The 18,623-nt window shown below is 69.3% G+C and carries 20 protein-coding genes, 1 tRNA gene and 1 pseudogene; 16 read left to right on the forward strand and 6 right to left on the reverse strand.

The annotated features are described in order from the left end of the window. Window position 1: 1 nt before the first annotated feature. Entirely contained in the window at window positions 2-463 is a 462-nt protein-coding gene (locus tag ACQEVG_RS20755; protein ID WP_432986131.1) for a GntR family transcriptional regulator, read from the forward strand. Between the two features lies 1 nt (window position 464). Beyond that, a complete protein-coding gene (locus tag ACQEVG_RS20760; protein WP_432986133.1) occupies window positions 465-1,031 on the forward strand; it encodes an HD domain-containing protein in 567 nt (188 codons plus the stop codon). On the opposite strand, the gene ACQEVG_RS20765 is transcribed toward ACQEVG_RS20760, so the two are convergent. Further along, the gene (locus ACQEVG_RS20765; protein WP_432986135.1) at window positions 1,019-1,492 is read right to left on the reverse strand and encodes an NUDIX domain-containing protein; all 474 of its coding nucleotides are present in this window, start codon (window positions 1,490-1,492) and stop codon (window positions 1,019-1,021) included. The two genes, ACQEVG_RS20760 and ACQEVG_RS20765, sit on opposite strands and share 13 nt — an antisense overlap. A gap of 3 nt (window positions 1,493-1,495) precedes the next feature. Beyond that, entirely contained in the window at window positions 1,496-2,209 is a 714-nt protein-coding gene (locus ACQEVG_RS20770; protein WP_432992773.1) for an XRE family transcriptional regulator, read from the reverse strand. 547 nt (window positions 2,210-2,756) lie between these two features. Between ACQEVG_RS20770 and ACQEVG_RS20775 the strand changes: the two genes are divergently transcribed. The 14 genes and pseudogenes from ACQEVG_RS20775 (at window position 2,757) to ACQEVG_RS20840 (ending at window position 14,531) form a co-directional block, all read left to right on the forward strand. Then, window positions 2,757-3,026 (forward strand): DUF6284 family protein, encoded by a 270-nt coding sequence (locus ACQEVG_RS20775; RefSeq protein WP_432986137.1) that lies wholly within the window; start codon window positions 2,757-2,759, stop codon window positions 3,024-3,026. Then, window positions 3,023-3,469, forward strand: coding sequence for a Pycsar system effector family protein (locus ACQEVG_RS20780; protein ID WP_432986139.1), 447 nt, complete (start codon window positions 3,023-3,025; stop codon window positions 3,467-3,469). Before ACQEVG_RS20775 ends, ACQEVG_RS20780 begins: the two co-directional genes overlap by 4 nt. Further along, the gene (locus tag ACQEVG_RS20785) at window positions 3,466-4,326 is read left to right on the forward strand and encodes a protein spdB (RefSeq protein ID WP_432986141.1); all 861 of its coding nucleotides are present in this window, start codon (window positions 3,466-3,468) and stop codon (window positions 4,324-4,326) included. The genes ACQEVG_RS20780 and ACQEVG_RS20785 overlap by 4 nt, the downstream gene beginning before the upstream one ends. A gap of 2 nt (window positions 4,327-4,328) precedes the next feature. Beyond that, window positions 4,329-4,694, forward strand: a pseudogene (locus ACQEVG_RS20790) (RRQRL motif-containing zinc-binding protein). Window positions 4,695-4,776: 82 nt separating this feature from the next. Next, window positions 4,777-7,005 carry a cell division protein FtsK gene (locus ACQEVG_RS20795; protein WP_432986143.1) on the forward strand — a complete coding sequence of 743 codons (2,229 nt, stop codon included), beginning with the start codon at window positions 4,777-4,779 and terminating at the stop codon, window positions 7,003-7,005. A gap of 142 nt (window positions 7,006-7,147) precedes the next feature. After that, a complete protein-coding gene (locus tag ACQEVG_RS20800) occupies window positions 7,148-7,399 on the forward strand; it encodes a hypothetical protein (RefSeq protein WP_432986145.1) in 252 nt (83 codons plus the stop codon). Between the two features lie 17 nt (window positions 7,400-7,416). Next, entirely contained in the window at window positions 7,417-7,611 is a 195-nt protein-coding gene (locus ACQEVG_RS20805; RefSeq protein WP_125528115.1) for a hypothetical protein, read from the forward strand. Between the two features lie 16 nt (window positions 7,612-7,627). Then, the gene (locus tag ACQEVG_RS20810; RefSeq protein WP_432986147.1) at window positions 7,628-8,107 is read left to right on the forward strand and encodes a hypothetical protein; all 480 of its coding nucleotides are present in this window, start codon (window positions 7,628-7,630) and stop codon (window positions 8,105-8,107) included. Between the two features lie 11 nt (window positions 8,108-8,118). Further along, entirely contained in the window at window positions 8,119-8,583 is a 465-nt protein-coding gene (locus ACQEVG_RS20815) for a hypothetical protein (protein ID WP_432986149.1), read from the forward strand. An 88-nt stretch (window positions 8,584-8,671) separates the two neighbouring features. Continuing rightward, the gene (locus ACQEVG_RS20820; RefSeq protein ID WP_432986151.1) at window positions 8,672-9,859 is read left to right on the forward strand and encodes a DNA cytosine methyltransferase; all 1,188 of its coding nucleotides are present in this window, start codon (window positions 8,672-8,674) and stop codon (window positions 9,857-9,859) included. After that, window positions 9,856-10,695 (forward strand): bifunctional DNA primase/polymerase, encoded by an 840-nt coding sequence (locus ACQEVG_RS20825; RefSeq protein ID WP_432986153.1) that lies wholly within the window; start codon window positions 9,856-9,858, stop codon window positions 10,693-10,695. Before ACQEVG_RS20820 ends, ACQEVG_RS20825 begins: the two co-directional genes overlap by 4 nt. Then, window positions 10,692-12,176 (forward strand): ATP-binding protein, encoded by a 1,485-nt coding sequence (locus ACQEVG_RS20830; RefSeq protein WP_432986155.1) that lies wholly within the window; start codon window positions 10,692-10,694, stop codon window positions 12,174-12,176. The genes ACQEVG_RS20825 and ACQEVG_RS20830 overlap by 4 nt, the downstream gene beginning before the upstream one ends. Window positions 12,177-12,625: 449 nt before the next feature. Next, window positions 12,626-12,964, forward strand: a complete 339-nt coding sequence (locus tag ACQEVG_RS20835; RefSeq protein ID WP_432986157.1) for a helix-turn-helix domain-containing protein — start codon at window positions 12,626-12,628, stop codon at window positions 12,962-12,964. Window positions 12,965-13,022: 58 nt separating this feature from the next. Then, the gene (locus ACQEVG_RS20840; RefSeq protein ID WP_432986159.1) at window positions 13,023-14,531 is read left to right on the forward strand and encodes a LacI family DNA-binding transcriptional regulator; all 1,509 of its coding nucleotides are present in this window, start codon (window positions 13,023-13,025) and stop codon (window positions 14,529-14,531) included. A 119-nt stretch (window positions 14,532-14,650) separates the two neighbouring features. Here the strand turns inward: ACQEVG_RS20840 and ACQEVG_RS20845 are convergent. From ACQEVG_RS20845 to mptB, 4 genes are all read right to left on the reverse strand, one after another. Then, window positions 14,651-14,724 (reverse strand) — tRNA-Pro (locus ACQEVG_RS20845). A 122-nt stretch (window positions 14,725-14,846) separates the two neighbouring features. Further along, window positions 14,847-15,773, reverse strand: coding sequence for a metallophosphoesterase (locus ACQEVG_RS20850; RefSeq protein WP_432986161.1), 927 nt, complete (start codon window positions 15,771-15,773; stop codon window positions 14,847-14,849). Beyond that, window positions 15,668-17,107 (reverse strand): glycosyltransferase 87 family protein, encoded by a 1,440-nt coding sequence (locus tag ACQEVG_RS20855; protein WP_432986163.1) that lies wholly within the window; start codon window positions 17,105-17,107, stop codon window positions 15,668-15,670. Before ACQEVG_RS20855 ends, ACQEVG_RS20850 begins: the two co-directional genes overlap by 106 nt. Next, entirely contained in the window at window positions 17,104-18,540 is a 1,437-nt protein-coding gene (gene mptB / locus ACQEVG_RS20860; protein ID WP_432986165.1) for a polyprenol phosphomannose-dependent alpha 1,6 mannosyltransferase MptB, read from the reverse strand. Before mptB ends, ACQEVG_RS20855 begins: the two co-directional genes overlap by 4 nt. Between the last annotated feature and the right edge of the window lie 83 nt (window positions 18,541-18,623).

Raw genomic sequence — 18,623 nt, forward strand, 5'->3', positions numbered from 1 at the left:
CGTGTCACAGCAGGCCAGCCCTCGGGGGACCTTCTTGCAGATCGCAGAGTTGGTGAAGGCCCAGATCAGGGCGGACCCGCAGATGACGCAGCTTCCGCCTGCCGCAGATCTCATACGCGATCACAACGTCTCGCGCGGGGTTGTCCTTCGTGCATTCAAGGCGCTGGAGAGAGAGGGTGTCGCCGAGCCGGTGCGGGGCGGCCGGTGGCGCGTCGTCCGTGAAGGCGAGCAGACCGACCGCCGACCGCTGGATGAGCGCATCGCCGACATCATCACCGCTGAAGGGTTTGAGGTGGGCGCAGCCTTCCTGAGCGCATCCGACCTAATGGAGAGGTTCGGAGTCTCACGCCCCACCGTAACCAAGGCGCTCGACAAGTTGGAAGCTGCTGGCGTGCTGGAAGGCGCAGGGCAAGGCAGGGTGCGGACCGTACGCGCCGTGCCGATTCGAGAGGAGCGTTCCTAGCTTGTCGGACCTGACGGAGTGGGCCTATCCCCTCGCCGAGTCATTGCTCGCCGAGCCCTTGCCGCGACGGTGGCAACACTCGCTGGGGGTAGCCGAGCGAGCGCGCACCATCGCGCTCATCCTCGGGCAGGACGCCGAACTGCTCGAAGCATCAGCCGTCCTACATGACATTGGCTACGCGCCAGATCTGGCTAAGACGGGATTCCACCCGCTCGACGGCGCTCGTTACCTCCGTGACGTGGCGCATGCCGACGCACGGGTCGTGAACCTGGTGGCCCACCACTCGTGTTCTTGGATGGAGGCCGAATCGCGCGGCCTGCGCGAAGAGCTGGAGGGCGAGTTCCCGCGCGAGTCTGCGCACCTCAATGACGCCCTCTGTTTCTGCGACATGAACACCACGCCGGACGGCACGCCCACGAATCCGGTCGACCGCGTCAACGAAATCGCCGGACGGTACGGACCGGACAGTCTGATCGGCACGTTCATCCGCCGCGCCGAGCCGGAGATCCTCGCGAGCACGTCGCGCGTCCTCGAACGGGTGGCCGCCGCCAAGCGTCAGCCGATGTAGGGAGCGGTCCGCGTCCCGTCCATCGCGTGCTCAATCCGGAGCCGCATGGTGGGGTGGATGTCCAGCTTCGACAGGTCCGCTGGGTCGACCCAGCGGACCTGCGTCGTCTCGTTGCTCGTGCGCAGCTCACCGCCGACCGGCCGCGCGCGGAAGCAGATGCTGAACTGCTGGCGGATCTCACCATCGTCGTATTGCATCCGGTGACCAGGGTCGGTGTAGATCCCGGACATGTCGACGACTTCGGCCTTGACGCCCGTCTCTTCCCAAACCTCGCGCACCACAGTGTCGCTGATGGACTCGCCTACGTCGTGCCCGCCGCCGGGCAGTGCCCAACGGCCGTTGTCGGACCGCTGGATCATCAGGACCTGTCCCGCATCGTTCTGCACAAATGCCACAACGGACGGCACCACAGAGTTGGCCGGCGGGGCGTCGGGGTCGTGAAGGTAGTCGATGCGTCCCATGGCTCATGCTCCTGTGATGTCGTGTTCCGTCACTGCCCTTGCACCTTCCCAGGTCTGCTGAACGCTATTGGCGAAGGTGTCGAAGAGCCCGCCCCCGGGGAGTCGGCGTAGGTGCAGCACCGGCGCCAGGTAGGCACCGATGCCGTACACGTGCGTGTTGACGAGCATCTCGTCATCCACACGGTAGATCGAGTTGTAGAGCACGGTGTCATGCAGGCGGAATGTGATCTCAGGGTGGCTGGTGAACAGAGGGCGGTAGTTGACAAGAGCGTTGCGGATCTTTCCGTCCATGATGCGGTGACCCTCGTCGATGCCGCGCCGAATGACGGCCTCGCACGCAGGATCGCCCATCAGGACGCGAATCGCGACGCTCTTTGATTTCGCCTTGAGGACCGACAGGAAGCGCGGGTCTTCCGCCAAGCCGATGCCTGCGTAGACGAGGATGTCGATGCGCTCCTTGGCGCGTTCGCACATCTCCCGCCACAGGTCGGTCGGTACGACGTGGCGATGCGGGTAGACCGTGACGATCTCCGCTTTGCTCAAGTCAGTGGCGCTGTCGACTGATCGTGCGTCGTCCCAAAGCGTTGTCACGTCGACGTTCAGGACAGACGCCGTGGCGTACTGGTGGCGTCGATAAGGGACCTTGCCCTGCGTGATCCAGCGCTCGACCGTCTTCGGGTTGACCTCGATCTTTTCCGCGAGCTGCTGAATGGTCATGCTCTGCGCCAAGAGGGCCGACCGTAGACGCTCGTTGGACATCTCCACCCCCGATGGGAGCTCTAGGGAGCTCTTGACGGTAGCCAGATCAACCGGAGCTGTCCACGCATGGGGTGTCCAACTCCCCTGACCTGCACCGATTCTGATGGTGCACCAAGAAGTCCCGGTGCGAAGCCAAGAGGTTCCGTCGCTGTACTTGACGGACCCCTATGCAGTACCTGTAAAACAGGTACTGCATCAGGAAGCGCCCGGAGGGCCCCGTGAAACGGGCTCGAAGGAAGCGAGTGATCTTTGACAACTTCACACAGGGAACTGCCGGTAACCCGTGGTCCGCCTGCCCGAAGGGGTCGGAAACAAGGCGGAGAAGACCGGCGTGCCCCGTACGGCAGCCCGACCGGTTCGAGTCCGGTCCGGGGCACTTCGGCCACTGCTCAGTGGCCGCGCCGCGCACGACGCGCGGCTTTCTCCATCAACGGCGCGCACCCCCGGAGGGGCAACTCCGGGGGTGCTGTTCGGGCCGTTCCACCTGTGAGAGGAACAACGACCCATGAAGCACATCGCTGCTGCTCAGGCGGTTGTTACCGCCGACGACTTCGACCGCGAACCCACCCACGCGGAGCTGCGCGCGATCGGGCAGGAAATGCCCGTGATCCTGGCTGAGGTCGACCTGCTCGACGCCCAGATCATCACGCTTGACCGCACCCCGACCGAGCTGGACGCCCGGCGTATCCGGCGCGCTCGCCGCCGCGTGCTCGCTGAGCGCCGCGCCCTGGCCAACCGCACGGCCGGCGTGACCCTGTCCGGGGGTGCCGCATGAGCACCACCACCAGGAGCTTGACGGCCGCGCACGCCGAAGTGAAGGCGGAGATCGCACGGACCGACACCAAGACCGCTCTGTTGCTAGCGTTCGTCGGCGCGGTGCTCGCCGGTACCTGGACGGTCGCCCGCGGCCTCCCGCTGACCGTTCCCGCCGCTGTGGTGGGCGGGGTCGGTATGGCGCTGCTGGTCGGCGCGGCCGGACTGCTGCTGCGCTCCACGCGGCCGAACCTGCGCGGTCGGCACGGCTTCCCGCTGTGGGCCACCCTCACGGCCGAGGAGATCACCGCCGTCGTCTCCACCGATCTGGCCGCCGATATCGCCGGGCTGTCCCGGCTGGCGGTCGCCAAGTTCACCTGCCTGCGCCGCGCGGTCGACCTGACCCTGAGCGGTGGCGCCCTGCTCATCCTCGCCGCCCTGCTCACGCTCGGGGGTGCGGCATGAAGGCCAAGACCGTGCTGCCCGCCGTTGCGATGACGGCGGTGTCCATGGTGCTCACCCTGGCCGTGGTCGTGATGTGGCTGGGGACGGCCGTGCCGTGGCCGGTCGCTTTGGTCGTCGGTCTGGGAATCGACGGCGGGTGGCTGGCCACCCTCGCCTACGAACGCCGCCTGGCGGCACAGGGCGACCACAGCCGAGTGGTGACCGGTGTCGGCTGGTGCTTCGGTCTGGTCGCGGCTGGCGTCCTGGTGGCGCACGCACTCACCGTTGAGGAGTCCGCCGCCGCGTGGCTGGCCGTGGCGTGGCTGCCGATTGCAGCCAAGGCGCTGTGGCTGGTGCACGGGCTGTGGGAGCGCACCGCGCTCACTCCGGTGGCGCTGGACGCGATCCGGGGCATTCAGCAGGAAGCCCGCGACGATGCGGCCGTGGCCCGTGCTCGACTGCGGGCAGACGCTACCACCGAAGAGACCCGGCTGACCGCCGTGACGGCGGCCGGCGCTCGCGTCGCCCGCGTCCAGGCGAAGACCGCCAAGATCCTGTCACGGGCCTGGTCGACGCTGGAGACGGCACGGCAGGGCAAGGACACCGGCAGGGCGCTGACCAGCGTGACGACCCCCGTCACACCCGGCGTCACGCCCCGTTGGGAACTCCCCGTCTGGGGTCCTACGGAGCCTGTCCCCGCTCTCACACTGGAGGCCGGTCCCGCGCTCACCGACGAGGCGCTTGACGCGCTGGTCGACGAGATCCGCAACAGCGAGACGCCCGCTCTGTCGTATCGCGAGATGGCCGCCCGGTTTCGCGCTGCCGGACACTCCGCATCCGAGGTCCGCTTGCGCGCCGCGTGGAAGCGCGTGGCGTGAGTGTGCGGTTCTGGGACCCGGGCGGCACCAAGTTCGGCATCCCCACCTACCCGTGGCGTCTGGCCCCGGACGGCTTGGCCACCCGTCGCCAACTGCGTGGCCGGGGACTGAGCCCGGGTCGCCAGGGCATCGCCGCACAGATGCTGCGCCCGCGTCGCCGGCGCAAGCCGCTGACCGCGTAGCTGTACCGCATCGACCTGGCGCGCCCGGTCCGGCCGATGACGCCGGGCATGTGGCGCGCGCACGCCGCGATGATGCGCGCTCGCCGCCGCTGCCCCGAGTGCGGCCAGGACGCCGGATACGTCATCCCGACCTCGCTCGGAACCTGCGTGACCTGCGCCGACCCCGAGGAACAGCGCGCTGCCTGAACCATCCGAAACCCGGGTCCGGCCGTCCACCTTCCACAGCAAGTCGGCCGGACCCTTCGACTCCCGAAGGAGCCCGTACATCGTGACGGAGAACCCCGTGTTCCCGCCCCCGGACGAGCCGGAGGGCACCGACGAGCGGACGGCCGCCGTGCTGCCGTTCCCCCTCAAGAAGGACACCGACCCCGCCCCCGAGGCACTCGCCGGGGGCGAGGCCAAGCCGGGCGAGTGGGAGGCCGAACTCCCCGACGCCGACGACCCCGAGGGCGACGGCCTGACCGAGGGCGCCCCGGTCGACCCGCCGCGCGATGCCTACCCGCCCTCGGTCAGTGAGTGGATGGAGGCCAAGGACAAGGCCCGTATGCCGGTCCTGCCGGACTGGGTCAAGCTCCCTGACCAGCGCACGGCCGTCCGCAAGTGGGCCGTCCGGCACTACTCGGCTGTGATCGGCTACCACGCCGTTCGCCTGCCGTGCATCTACACGCCCAAGGTGCTGTTCTACTCGCCGCGCGGGGCATGGCGCTGGTCGGCCGCGATCGGCCGGTGGGTGTTCGACGCGGAAGGCAAGTCCCTGCGCCTCGCCTCCGTGGCCAACGAGGACGCTGCCGAGTACCTGAAGCTCTCGCGGCAGCGCAACGACCGCGTGAGGCTCCGGGGCATCGTCGCCACGATCGCCGGGTTCATCGGCCTCGCCGCCGCCCTGACTTTGTACGTCATGGCACCGTCGTGGCTGTTGTTGCTGTCCATCGCCGCCCTGACGACCACGCTCGGGGCGGTCGGGGCGCCGGCGGACCGGCCGCTGATCGACATGGCCAAGGTGACGTTCCGCAAGCGCAAGTTGTCCTCGGACATCGTCATCCGCGCTCACGATGCGTCCGGACTGACCACCAAGGATCAGTCGATTGCCTTCCCGCGGCCGATCGGCAGGGACGGCGACGGATGGCGGGTGGTCGTGGACCTGCCGTACGGCAAGACGTTCGAGGACGCCGTCAAGGCGCACGCGCGGCTCGCCTCCGGCATGGACATCGCGCCGACTCAGCTCTTCCTCGACAAGGACGAGACGAGCGGTCGGCGGGTGTCGTACTGGATCGCCGACCGTGACCCGCTCGCCGTCCCCTCTGGCAAGACCCCGCTGTTGGGCGCGACTCGGGTGGACTTCTGGAAGCCGTTCCCGTGGGGCGTGGACGAGCGGGGCAACCCGGTCATGGCCACCATGCTGTGGCTGTCGCTGCTGGTCGGTGCCGTCCCGAGGCAGGGCAAGACGTTCTCTGCGCGGACCATCGCGCTCGCCGCCGCGCTGGATCCGTACGTGCGTCTGTACGTGTTCGACGGCAAGGCGTCGCCGGACTGGCGCAAGTTCACCAAGGTCGCCCATCGCATCGGGTTCGGCATCGTCCCGAAGAACGGGTTCGATCCGGTGGTGCATCTGCTGACCTCGCTGCGGGAGTTGAAGGCGGACGTCGAGGACCGGTACCACCGGCTCTCGGAACTGCCGCTGCACATCTGCCCGGAGGGCAAGCTCACCCCGGAGATCAGCCGGGACAAGAAGCTGAACATGCCCCTGACCCTGTTCGTGGTCGACGAGGTGCAGGAGTACTTGACTCACCCCGAGCACGGCAAGGAGATCCTGTCTCTGCTGGTCTACCTCGCCCGGGTCGCCCCGGCGGTCGGCGTGAGCGTGATGACGTCCACGCAGAAGCCGGACGACAAGGCGTGCCCCTCGGAGCTGCGTGACCAGCATCAGGCCCGGTTCGCGCTGCGGGTCGGTGCCTACCAGGTCTCGGACGTCATCCTCGGTGCGGGCTCGTACTCCGAGGGTCTGGACGCGTCCAAGCTGCTGAAGTCGCACAAGGGCGTGGGGCTGCTCAAGGGCATGTCGGACGACTCCGGGATCGTGCGGACCTACCTCGCCGACGGCCGCGACGCGGAGCGCATCCTGACCAGGGCTGCCGCGCTGCGGGAGGCCGAGGGCACGCTGACCGGCGACGCGGCCGGCGAGGCTCCGGCCCCGGAGGTGTCCGCGACGATCCTGGACGACGTGGCGGCCGTGCTCGGCAAGGGCGAGGCCAAGGTGTGGTCCGAGACCATCGTCGACCGCCTCGCCGACCTGCGCCCCGAGACCTACGGGCCGTGGGCTGAGCTGGACGCCAAGCCCAAGGCGGAAGCGCTCACCGCAGCGCTCAAGCCGTTCGGCGTGGCAACCGAACAGATCAGCCGCCGTATCGACGGCAAGACGGTCAACAAGCGCGGCATCAAGCGCGACGACCTCGCCGCCGCGATTACGGAGCGCAACAAGAAGAGGGACGCCGGATAGGTCTCCGGGGGTCGCTTGCGCAAGCATCGCCCGTCGCTTGCGCAAGCGACCCTGCTAGCGACCAAAACCACTCCTGATCAGGCCGCTAGCGAATAGCGGCCCACCTGCGGAAACCCTTCAAACCCTGCCTGAGAGGCCCCTGATGAGCCTTCCTCTGCTCGCTTTCGCCTGCCTGATGTTCGTCACGCTCGGTTACAGCGTCAAGTGCTGGCTGAGCCCGTTCGGCGACTGCCGCAAGTGCTCCGGCATGGGTCACGCGCTCAAGGCCGACCGCAAGGGACGCCTCAAGCGCGGCAAGGACTGCCGCCGCTGCCACGCCACCGGCAAGCGCATACGCGTCGGCCGCTGGATCTACAACCGCGCCGCGCGGACCTACCGCGCCGGCACCCGCTGACCCGCTCCGGAGGACCCATGGTCATCACCATCCCGCTCGTGCTGCTGCTCGCCGGTGGCCTCGCCCTGCTGCTGCGCTTCAAGGCGCTGGGCTTCGGCGCGGCCGTCGTCGCCGCGCTCTTCGGCTTCTACCTCGCCGCCACCGACGCGAGCGACACCGTCAACCAGCTCGTCACCGCCGTGACCGGCGCGCTCGCCGACATCGGCCGCTAGAAGGGGAGACCAGGACGTGAACGAGCCCACCACGCCCTACGACTGGCACCGTCCCGCCGGGCACGATGTGGCGGCTGTGGAGGTCCACCACCCCACGCCGCTCGCCCCGGTACCGCACGCCGCACCGCTCGTGCCCGTGCAGCCGGGCAGCATCCCGGCCGTGGCGAGCGTCGTCCTGCCGGACGGCCGCGTCGTCACCGGCTACGCCATCGAGCCCGTCAAGCCCGAATCGGTCGCGACCAAGCCGGCCGTCTCGCGCACGGCGGTGAACATCGCCCTCGGAGGCATCGGGTTCGGCGCCGTGTGCGGCGGCCTGGTCCTGCTGACCACCTTCATCGCCGCCCTCGCCGCGCTGGTCCACCAGCTCATCATCCTCGCCGCCGTCATCTTCGGCGGCTGGATCGCCGTGCAGGTCTTCAGCGCGAGCGGCCACAACGGCGGCAACACCTTCCACATCCGCAAGGCCGTGTTCAAGCGCAACCACTTCAACGGCTGACAGGAGCCTCCGTGTTCGAGATCCGCGTCCTCTGCGACCCCGCCGACGCCGACCGCGTCACCACCGCGCTGAACGCCGCGTTCACGACCGGCGACGTGCGCCAGTACCCGACCCGCGACGGCAAGCGCACCCGCTTCTACCTCACCGCCGATCACCGCCCCACCCCGCAGGACTGGCCCACCCCCGAGCAGGCATACGCCGACGCTCCCAGCATCAACAGTGAGATCGGCTGGACGGCCCGCTTCCTGGCCGACGCAGAGTGCTACACCGAACTCGACCGTGAGTTCTACCTGCGCAAGGCCGCCCTACTCGACCGCATCGCCCTGCTCGACGAACCCGACGCCACGGACAGCGACGCCACCGACACCGCCTACGCGGCGGCTGTGTTCCTGCTCGACATCGACCAGCCCGGCGTGATCTGCGACCCGCGCGCCTACGTCCGTCAGCAGTACGCCCTCACGCTCTCCGACCAGTAGCTATGCCAAGGGCGGCCCCCTCATCTCGCCAAAGATCCGGGGCCGCCCTTGCCAACCAGTCACCTTCAAGGAACTGGAGACATCCAGCATGACCGAACCGACCGACATCCGGCGAGCACCGGCCGCGTCCCGACCCTTGAGGGTTGTGGACGGGTTCTCAACCAAGTGCGTCCCCAACGACATCGTTGAACTGTTCCGTGGGCCTGGTGGCTGGGCAGAGGGCCTGCGCATGCTCGGTCTGGCCGACATCGGCCTGGAGTGGGACACAGCGGCGTGCAGGACCGCGCACGCCGCCGGCCACGCGACCATTCAGACCGACGTAGCCGCCTACCCGACCGACCTGTTCAAGGACCGCATCAAAGGGCTGATCGCGTCGCCACCGTGCCAGGCGTGGTCCCGCGCCGGGAAGCGCGGCGGGGTCGCCGATCAGGCGCTCGTGCACCAGGCCGTTCGCGACCTCGCCCATGGCCGCGACACCCGTACGGAACTCCTCGTTCAGTGCAAGGACAAGCGGTCCCTGCTCGCCGCAGAGCCGATGCGCTGGCTGTACGACCTGCGCCCCGAGTGGGCGTGCCTGGAGGAGGTCCCCGACGTCCTCCCGCTGTTCCAGCAGTACGCCGGCATCCTGCGCGGCTGGGGTTACAGCGTGTGGGTCGGCATCCTCAACGCAGCCGACTACGGCGTGCCGCAGACCCGGAAGCGGGCGATTCTCCTGGCCTCCCGCATCCGCCGTGTGACCGCGCCCGATCCGACGCACGCCAAATGCCCGGCGACCGATCTGTTCGGCGGGCGCCCGGCTGCCTGGGTGTCCATGGCGGACGCGTTGGGCCTGCCGTCCGGTGTCACGGTCAACACGCGCGGCGACCGCCCCAGGGATGGGCGTGGGCGGGCGGTCGGCGGCAACGAGTTCACGGCCGACGGCCCGAGCAACGCGCTGACTGGTCGGGCGCGCTCCTGGAAGCTGCGCAGCGGGCAGGGTTGGAAGCTGCCCTCCGGCGACGTCGAACGGTACGAGCGGGCACTGAGCGAACCCGCTTTCACCATCACCAGTACCGCGAACCGCTGCAAGTGGGTGGGGGACGGCGTCGAGGAGCGCAACCTGACGCTTGCGGAAGCGGCGATTCTCCAATCGTTCCCAACCGATCACCCCTTCCACGGGACCCGAACCAAGCAGTTCGAGCAAGTCGGCAACGCCGTGCCGCCGCTGCTGGCCGCACACATCGTCTCCGTGCCCACTGGCATCCCGGTCCGCCCGGCCTTGGGGGTGGCGGCGTGAGCGAGCATCTGCGCACCGCGCTGCGGCTCGCAGCCTCCGGCGTCCCGCCCCTGCCCCTGCGGGCGGGAAAGCTGCCGTTCGGGAACTGCCGCTCCTGTGCCAACAACGCGTGCGGCGGCCGGCCGAACATGAAGAGCGCGGGCCCCTGCGCCTGCCCGGCGCCCTGCCACGGCTGGGCTGCCGCCACCCTCGACCCCCGCGTCATCAACTCGCCGGTGTGGGTGCGAGCGTGGGGGGAAGCGGCGGCGGTCGCGTACCACCCCGGCGGCGCTGGCCTGACTGTGGTCGACCTCGACAACGCGGAGGCCATCGCGTGGGCGCGTGCGAGCCTGCCCGCGACCCGCATCGTGCGCACGACTCGGGGTGAGCACCGGATCTACCGGGGCACCATGGCGTCCTCGAACGCGGTCCGGCCCGGTGTGGACATCAAGTCCCTTATGCAGTACGCCCGTTGGCTGGGCCAGGGGGTGGGTGCCACGGCTGCTCTCCCGGCCGCTGTACGCGCCCTGGCAGTAAAGGAGCCGTCCCAGGTTCGTAGGGCCCGACAGGCGCTGTCAGTGCCCCTGGGGGGCGGCGAGGGAGAGTGCCGTCACCGCACGCCCACCTACCTGGAGCGTGGCATTGCCATGGCGGAGCAGCGCATCACCGAGGCCCGCAGCGCGATCCACGCGACCGTGTACCGCACGTTCCTCGCCGTGCTGTCCACGCATGGCCGGTGCGGCTGCCTCACTGATGCCCATGTCGCGCGGCTGTTCACCGCCGCGCAGGCCAAGGGCGAAACCGCCCGGCACTGCACCGACGCGTGGACCAACGCCCGCACCGCACTGGGGATGTGACCGTGTCCGACGACGACGAGAAGACTCCCGCCCGCAAGGTCATCACCGACTACGCGCAGGCGCACTTCCGGTACTTCCGCACCATCGACGGCACCGTCTACGCGCAGAAGAACGGCCACCCCGTCGCCCGCCCGATCCGCTCCCAGGGCACCACGGGCAGCCACCGGCAGGAACTCATGGTCGGTCTCTTCAAGGACGGGATCGGCGTGTTCAACGGCACGGCACTCAAGGAGGCACTGGACTTGATCGAAGCACTCGCCCTGACCGAGGACGTACAGCCCACCCACATCCGCGTGGCGCCCGGGTTCGACGGCGCGACCTGGCTCGACCTGGGCCGCACCGACGGCCAGTCAGTCCGCATCCACCCCACCGGATGGGACATCCGCACCCCCGACCCGCAGGAAGTCTGCTGGCGGCGCACCCAGCTCACCGGAGAACTCCCCCTGCCCGCCAAGGACACCAACGGCAAGGGCATCGATCACCTGCTCCGCCTGTGCAACTTCGCCGGCGCCGAGACCGAATGCCTGGCCCTGGCCTGGCTGATCGGCTGCCTGGAACCCTCCGTGCCCGTCCCCGCACCCTTCCTCACCGGCCCCCAGGGGGCGGGCAAGTCCACCGGCGGCCGGATGCTCGTGCGGGTCATCGAGGGGATGAGCGGCGACCTGCGCCGGGCTCCGAAGGACGAGGAGAACATGATCACGGCCGTTGCTGCCGGATGGGTCACCGCCCTGGACAACCTCTCCCACCTGCCCCCGGACCTGTCCGACCTCATGTGCTGCATCGTCACCGGCGCCGAGAGCATCAAGCGCGCGCTGTTCACCGACGGCGACGTCGTCCGCTCCCGCTACCGGCGCCCCATGCTCCTGACCGGTATCGACGTCGGCGTCATCCGCCCCGACCTCGCCGAACGCCTCCTCCCGCTCCGTCTCGTACGGCCCCGGGTACGGCGCACCGAGGCAGAGCTGTGGGCGGAGTACGCGGAGATCCTCCCCGTCGTTCTCGGCTCCCTGCTCGACCTGACGGTCAAGGTGCGGGCCGCGCAGGCGGACACCCCCACCGACCTGCGGATGGCCGACTTCGCCCACCTGTGTGCGCAGCTCGATGCGGCTACCGGCTTCGCCTCGCTGGCCGCCTACCGGGCCAGCCTCGACGACCTCAACGACGACGTCATCGAAGGTGACCTGCTGGCACAGACGGTCCTGAAGCACGCCGGCGAACTCGACGCGGGAGCGGAAGTCCGCATGACGTCCTCGGAGTGGCTGCACTGCCTCACCACCCTCTACAGCGGTGAGGAGTGCCGTCCCCTGCCCAAGGGCTGGCCCACCACCGGCAAGGTCCTCTCCGACCGGCTCAAGCGGCTGCAACCGACCCTCGCCGCACGCGGCGTGCTCATCGACTGGGGACGCACCAGCGCCGCCCGCTACATCGAGATGACCCGCGCCGCCACCCTCGCCCCCCACCAGCAGGAAGCGGCGTTCTGACCCGCCACCGACCGGCGCGGACAAGCAAGAGGAGCACCCCCGCCCGGCGACGGGTGCTCCTCTTGTTGTTCCGGCGGCTTGCCGCCGCATAAGCGTGCCGCTGCGCGGCTCCGCATTCGTCCTGAGCCGAGCCGCACCACCACAGACACCACCCCGTCTCTTTCCTAAGAGAAGAGACCCTGCGTCACCCACGTCACCAGCCACCCGAAACCGGTCGCTGACCAGCGGCTACAGCGGTGACGCAGACGGCCGAAATCTGCGTCACCGCCCGTCATCCGCGTCACGGGTGACAGAACCCCGCCCCGCCCTGTGACACGCCCCGCACTGCCCGCGTCACCGCATAACCCCAGGTCAGAGGCACAAATGACGTGCGTGACGCGATGACGCAGAAATCTGGGCCTCGGACAGGTCCAAGCGTCGGAACCCCCGAAGCGAGCCCAAGAGGAGACATGAAAGTGCGTCAGAAGATCACTGGCTTGCCTCAGCTCTACTCTGCTGCGGATGTTGCCCAAGCTCTCCGTTGCTCCGAGTGGTGGGTGAAGGAACAGGCCCGGAGGGGACGCATTCCCTTCACCAAGCCCGGAGGCAGCTACCGGTTCACGGCTGACCACGTTGCAGAGATAACGCGCATCTTCGAGAGCCGTCCCACCGAAAGCAGCAGCGCTGCCGTACCAGTCTCACAAGCGCCGCGCCGCCGGGCGGCCACCGCAGCGGTGTCCGTCACCTCGCTGAAGGCAAGGACCCCGCGCAGGGCGCGACACGGCCAATCGCAGTCCACCGCAGCCTGATTCCGTGTGCCGCCCGGCCCTCCAGCCGGGCGGCAACCCCGCCGATAGGGAGAGCAAGTTGGGTTACGCCGAGAACCTCGGCAGCTACTGGCGCGGCCGGTACAAGCTCGCGCCCGGCAAGTACGCCACTGTGCGCGATGCCGATGGTGACGCCATCCGCTTCCGGACCAAGGCAGCGGCAAAGAAGGCGGCGGACGCCGAAGAAGCGAAGCTGTTGGCCGGAACGAAGAAGGCGCCTCCTGAGCGGATCACTTTTGGCGCCTACGTGAACCGCTGGTACGCCGCACAGGACTTGGCGGCGTCCACCATGCAGAACTACCGGCGGCACATCGAAGAGCACCTGCTCCCTGCGTTCGAGGATTTCGCCATTGCCGACATCTTGAGCACCGACATTGCCGCTTGGGAGAAGCGCGAACGCGCCGTTCCCTACGCGGCTACCAGCGTCAAGACATGGCGGGCGACACTGCACCTGATCCTTGCCGACGCGGTTGACGAGGGATTGCGCGACTCCAACCCGGCAACCAAGCGGCGCGGACGAGGGAAGCGCGCCGGCCGCTCCCGCAACCGTGGCCCGGAGAAGGCTGTCACCACAGCGCTCGGCATTCTGCTGCTCGCCGAAAGGATGGCGCTGCTGTCCGGCCGGGACGATGAGTTCGTTGGCGGCATCCTCAAGGGCTACACAGGCATGCGCTGGGGCGAGATCGTTGGCCTTGAGACCGAGTTCGTCCGACCGAAGAGCATTCGCGTTGAGTGGCAGCTCTACGAGCTGGACACCGGCGAACTGCACCGTTGCCCGCCCAAGGACGACTCGTACCGGGATATTGACGCTCCGGATTTCCTCGCCGTACTGGTTGCGAGCCACATCGCCCGGACGAAACCGAAGCCTTGTGAGTGCCACGGACTGGCCTATGTCTTCCGTGGTCACGGCGCTGCCAATGGCTCTGTGAACCGTCCGGGAGCAAAGCTGGTCGACGTCGCTCGACGCGCCGGCGTCTCGACAGGCACCGTCTCCAACGTCCTCAACCGCCCCGGCGCTGTGGCGGAGCCGACTCGCCTGAAGGTGCTGGATGCGATCACCGAACTCGGGTACGTCCGTAACGCGGGAGCGGGGGAGCTGGCCGCGCACTGGCGACGCTCGGGCTTCGCCACCTGGCTCTTTCGACCTGCCGCCACGGGACGGTACCCCGGACGCGGCGATCAGAAAGAGCACCCTGTGCCGGTGGTCGCTGAGCCGTGGCCCGGGATTCCCGCACGTGGGCGAGGAGCCTCCAAGCGGGCTGAGGCGTGCTGGGTGCCGATCGCTCCGGGGCTGACGCCGCACGGGCTGCGCCATACGCACAAGACCCTGATGAGAGAGGTGGGGACCCCGCCGAAGCTGATGGACGAACGCATGGGTCACGAGGACGGCTCGGTGCAGTCCCGCTATGACCACATCACGGCTGGCATGCGGCAGGCGCTGATGACCGCGCTCACCGGAATGTGGGAGGAGGCGTTGGACGCGCGCCGGGCGATGAGCCCCGGCTCGCCCGTTGCTGCTCTGGATGCGCTGCTGAGGGCTCGCGGGTAGGGCACTGGTCTGGAGACGATTTCCAAGATCTTCTCCAGGATTTCTCCAGAGAGCCTCTGGAGAACAGTTCAGGGCCGGTGCTGATCTCTCAGCACCGGCCCTGAACTGGTGTTTCTCTGTCGGGGTGGCGGGATTTGAACCCACGACCTCTTCGTCCCGAACGAAGCGCGCTGCCAAGCTGCGCTACACCCCGATGTCACCGCTGTCGCGGCGACATCGATTACTTTAGCCCACCCGCGCTCCCAGACGAAATCCGGTTTTCGCCGCTCTCCAGGCGGCTTCACCAGCGGGCCCCGCACCTCTGCCAGGCCAGCCTCAGTCGCGCCCCACCAGTGTCAGCAGCGTCGCCTCCGGGGGGCACGCGAAGCGCACCGGCGTGTAGCGGTTCGTGCCGCAGCCTGCCGAGACGTGCAGGTAGGAGACATTTCCCGCCGTGCTGTGGGTGGAGAGGCCCTTCGCGCGGGCCGTGTCCAGGTCGCAGTTGGTGACCAGCGCTCCGTAGAAGGGGACGCAGAGCTGCCCGCCGTGGGTGTGACCCGCCAGGATCAGGGGGTAGCCGTCCGCCGCGAAAGAGTCCAGCGAGCGCAGATACGGGGCATGGACCACGGCCAGGGACAGGTCGGCGCCCGGCTCCGGGCCGCCCGTGACGGTGTCGTAGCGGTCGCGTCTGATGTGGGGGTCGTCGAGGCCGGTGAAGGCCAGTTCGTAGCCGTCCACCTTCAGGCGGCCGCGGGTGTTGTTCAGGTTCACCCAGCCGGCCTCGTCGAAGGCGTCGCGCAGGATCTCCCACGGGTTGTGGACCACGCCGACCGCCGGGGCGTTGCCGTTCAGGCCGTGCCTGCCGCGTGCCGTTTCGATGAGGTAGCGGGCCGGGTTGCGCAGTTTGGGCCCGTAGTAGTCGTTGGAGCCGAAGACATAGACGCCGGGGAAGTCGAGCAGTGGACCAAGGGCGTCGAGGACCTCGGGCACGCCCTCCGGGTCGGACAGGTTGTCGCCCGTGTTGACCACGAAGTCCGGGCGCAGGCCTGCGAGCGACTGGAGCCAGGCGCGTTTCTTGCGCTGGCCGCACACCATGTGGATGTCGGAGACCTGGAGTACGCGCAGCGGCCGCATGCCGCGCGGCAGCACCGGGACCGTCAGCCGTCGGAGGCGGAAGGAACGGACCTCGAAGCCGGCGGCGTAGGCGAGGCCGGCCGCGCCGAATGCCGTGATTCCCAGGGGTACTCCGTAGCGTGCGCGCATGCGCCCATCGTTGCAGACCCGGTGGGTTGAGGGAGCGGGCGGGCGAGTCCCCCGGGCCTGCCCGACGTCGTCTGCGGCCCGCCCGGGGCCGCCGCCGGTACGTCCGACGTCGCGCCTTCGCGCAGCGGCAGCGCGAGCAGCAGGCCAAGACAGATCCAGACGTACGTATTACTCCCCAGGAAGCCGTCGATGCCCCCGGCTCCCCAGCTCCACAGCCATACGACGCTGCTGCACAGGACCACATAGATCGTTCCGGCCCACCTCAGCAGCAGTCTCCTACGCCGTGGGTCCTCCTGGCCGGCCCGCAGCCCGGCGTCGGTGAGGACGGCGAGGGCCGGAAACACCCAGACCAAATGGTGCACCCAGGTGACCGGGCTGATCAGGCAGGCCGTCAGGCCGGTGAGCGCGAAACCCGCAAGCTCGTCACCCACGGCGACAGCACGGCGTACCCGCCGGACCCAGACGCAGAGGAGTACGAGTACGCCGAGCGCCCACACCGTACGGCTCGGGTCGTCGGGTTCGGCGAGCCGAGCCAGTACGCCCTGCCAGGACTGGTTGGAGACATAGGCGAGCCGTCCCACGCGGTCCGTGTCCCACATCGCCTCGGTCCAGTAGACACGCGAGGCGCCGGGTGCCAGCCACAGCGCGAGCAGCGTCGCGCTGATCGCGACCCCCGAGGCTGTCGCGGCGGCCCGCCAGCGGCGGGTGATCAGCAGGTAGCCGATGAAGATGGCCGGGGTGAGCTTGATCGCGGCTGCGAGACCGATGCCGAGGCCCGCGAACCGTCCCAGGCCCGCGAACCGTCCCAGGCCGGCGGACCCTCCCCGTCCCGCAGCCCGCCCCCCGCCCTTGGACAGCAGCCACGCATCCGCCAGTACCAGCGCCAGCAGCAGCAGATTCACCTGGCCGAAGCTGAATGTGTCGCGGACCGGCTCCAGCAGGGCGAACAGACAGCCCGCGACGGCGAACGTGTACCACCGGCTCCAGCCCTGCCGGCGTACGACCGCGGCGGCCGAGCAGTACAGCACCGCAGCCGCCGCCGAGACATTGAGCAGCACGCTGATCGCGACGGCGCCCGGCCAGCCGATCAGGGTCATCGGCAGCATGCAGATCGCGGCGAACGGCGGATAGGTGAAGCCGTAGTGCGTGCCCGGCACCAGGTAGTCGTAGATGCGGCCGCCCTGCTGCCAGCTGTCGACGGCTCCGTAGTAGACGCGGAGGTCGAACCAGTGCCGGTGCAGCGGGACCGTCGCGAGGAAGAGTGCGGTCGCGGCCGCCAGTCCCACGACGAGGAACAGCCGCCCGCGCGTGCTCCTCGGCCAGGTCGTGGTCATGCCGGGCTCCCCAGCGCGTCGGTCCCGGCATGTGACGCCGCGCGCCCCGCGATGCGATGGGCGCACCACAGCGCCAGCACCGCCAGGACCCCACCGCACGTCGCCAGCGCCAGCTGTGGCCCCTCCGGAGCGAAACCGCTCGGCAGTACGGCCAGGGCGAGCACCGCGCTTGCGGCCGCGACCGCCCGCCGCACCGGTCTGTCGGGCCCGGCGGCGGCTATCAGGAACAGCCCCCACAGCACATACCAAGGCCGTATCGCCGGGCCGAGGACGGCCACCGCGATCAGGCTCAGCCCGAGTGCGTACACCGGACGCACTCGATGGTGGCGCCGCCACGCGATCAGTACGGTCAGTGCGGTGGCGGCCAGTCCCGCCAAGTGCCAGGCGGGGGCGGCGAATTGGGCCAGACCGCTGCCCGCGTTAGTAAGCAGCGCGCCGGTCATCCGGCCCAGTGACGAGGTGATCGACCAGTTCTGCGGCGATACGGGAGTGTCCAGCGCGCCTATCCAGCCGTAGCCCGTGCCCGCGACGGCCGTTGTCACCGCCGTCGTCGCCGCAGCTGTGCCCACCACCGCGAGACCGGCCCTCAGCCGTGGAGTCCGGCCGCCCAGCTGACGGCCCCAGAGCAGGGCGACAGCGACCAGTCCCAACGCGGCGGGAGCCTTCACCAGGGCGGCGAGCGTGACCAGCACGGCAGCGAGGATCGGCCATCGTCCGAGCGCCGCGACCAGGCCCGCGCCCAGCAGGCCGAGCATGATCGCGTCATTGTGGGCGCCGCCGACGAGATGCAGCAGCAGGAGCGGATTGAGCGCCCCGAGCCAGAGGGCCGCGGCCGGGTCCGCCCCGCAGCGCCGGGCCAGCGCCGGCAGGCAGAGCACCATCACCGCGACCCCGAGCAGTGCGACGAAGCGCATGCCGAGCACCCCGACGGACACCTCCGTACGCGAGAGATCGGCTATCGCCGTCGCGCAGGCGAGGAACAGCGGCCCGTACGGAGTGGGGGTGTGCTGCCAGAGCGGTGCGACCTCGTCGGTCAGCGGTCCGCCGAGCCGGGACGGCCCGTTCGCGTACACATCTATCTGGGCGTCGACCATGGCGCCCTGGGCGAGATAGCTGTACACGTCGCGGCTGAAGAGGGGGGGCGCCAGCAGCAGCGGCGCTGCCCAGAGCCCGAGCGTGAGCAGCAGGGTGCGCGGGGCCGGCGGCTCGGGGCCGCGCACCGCCCTGCCCAGCAGCGCCCAGGCCGCGACCAGCAGTACGAGTCCGAAGTACGTGGCGACCAGGCCGAGCGCCGCCCGCCCGGACTCCGGCGCAAGAGCCTCCCGTACGGGCAGCGCACCCGCGGTCACGCCACCCGTGGCAAGCGCTCCCGAGCCCACCAGTCCCAGCAGTTGGCAGCGGCGGGTGTCCACGGGAAGGGGCACGGCGAGCATCTGTGCAGCCTGTCAACGGGCGGTGGCCGGAAGGCGACGTAGCCGTCGCCATCGAGCGGCCGCAATGTGTCGGCCGCATGACG

It is taken from the genome of Streptomyces sp. CA-135486 (assembly GCF_050936555.1).
Lineage (GTDB): Bacteria > Actinomycetota > Actinomycetes > Streptomycetales > Streptomycetaceae > Streptomyces.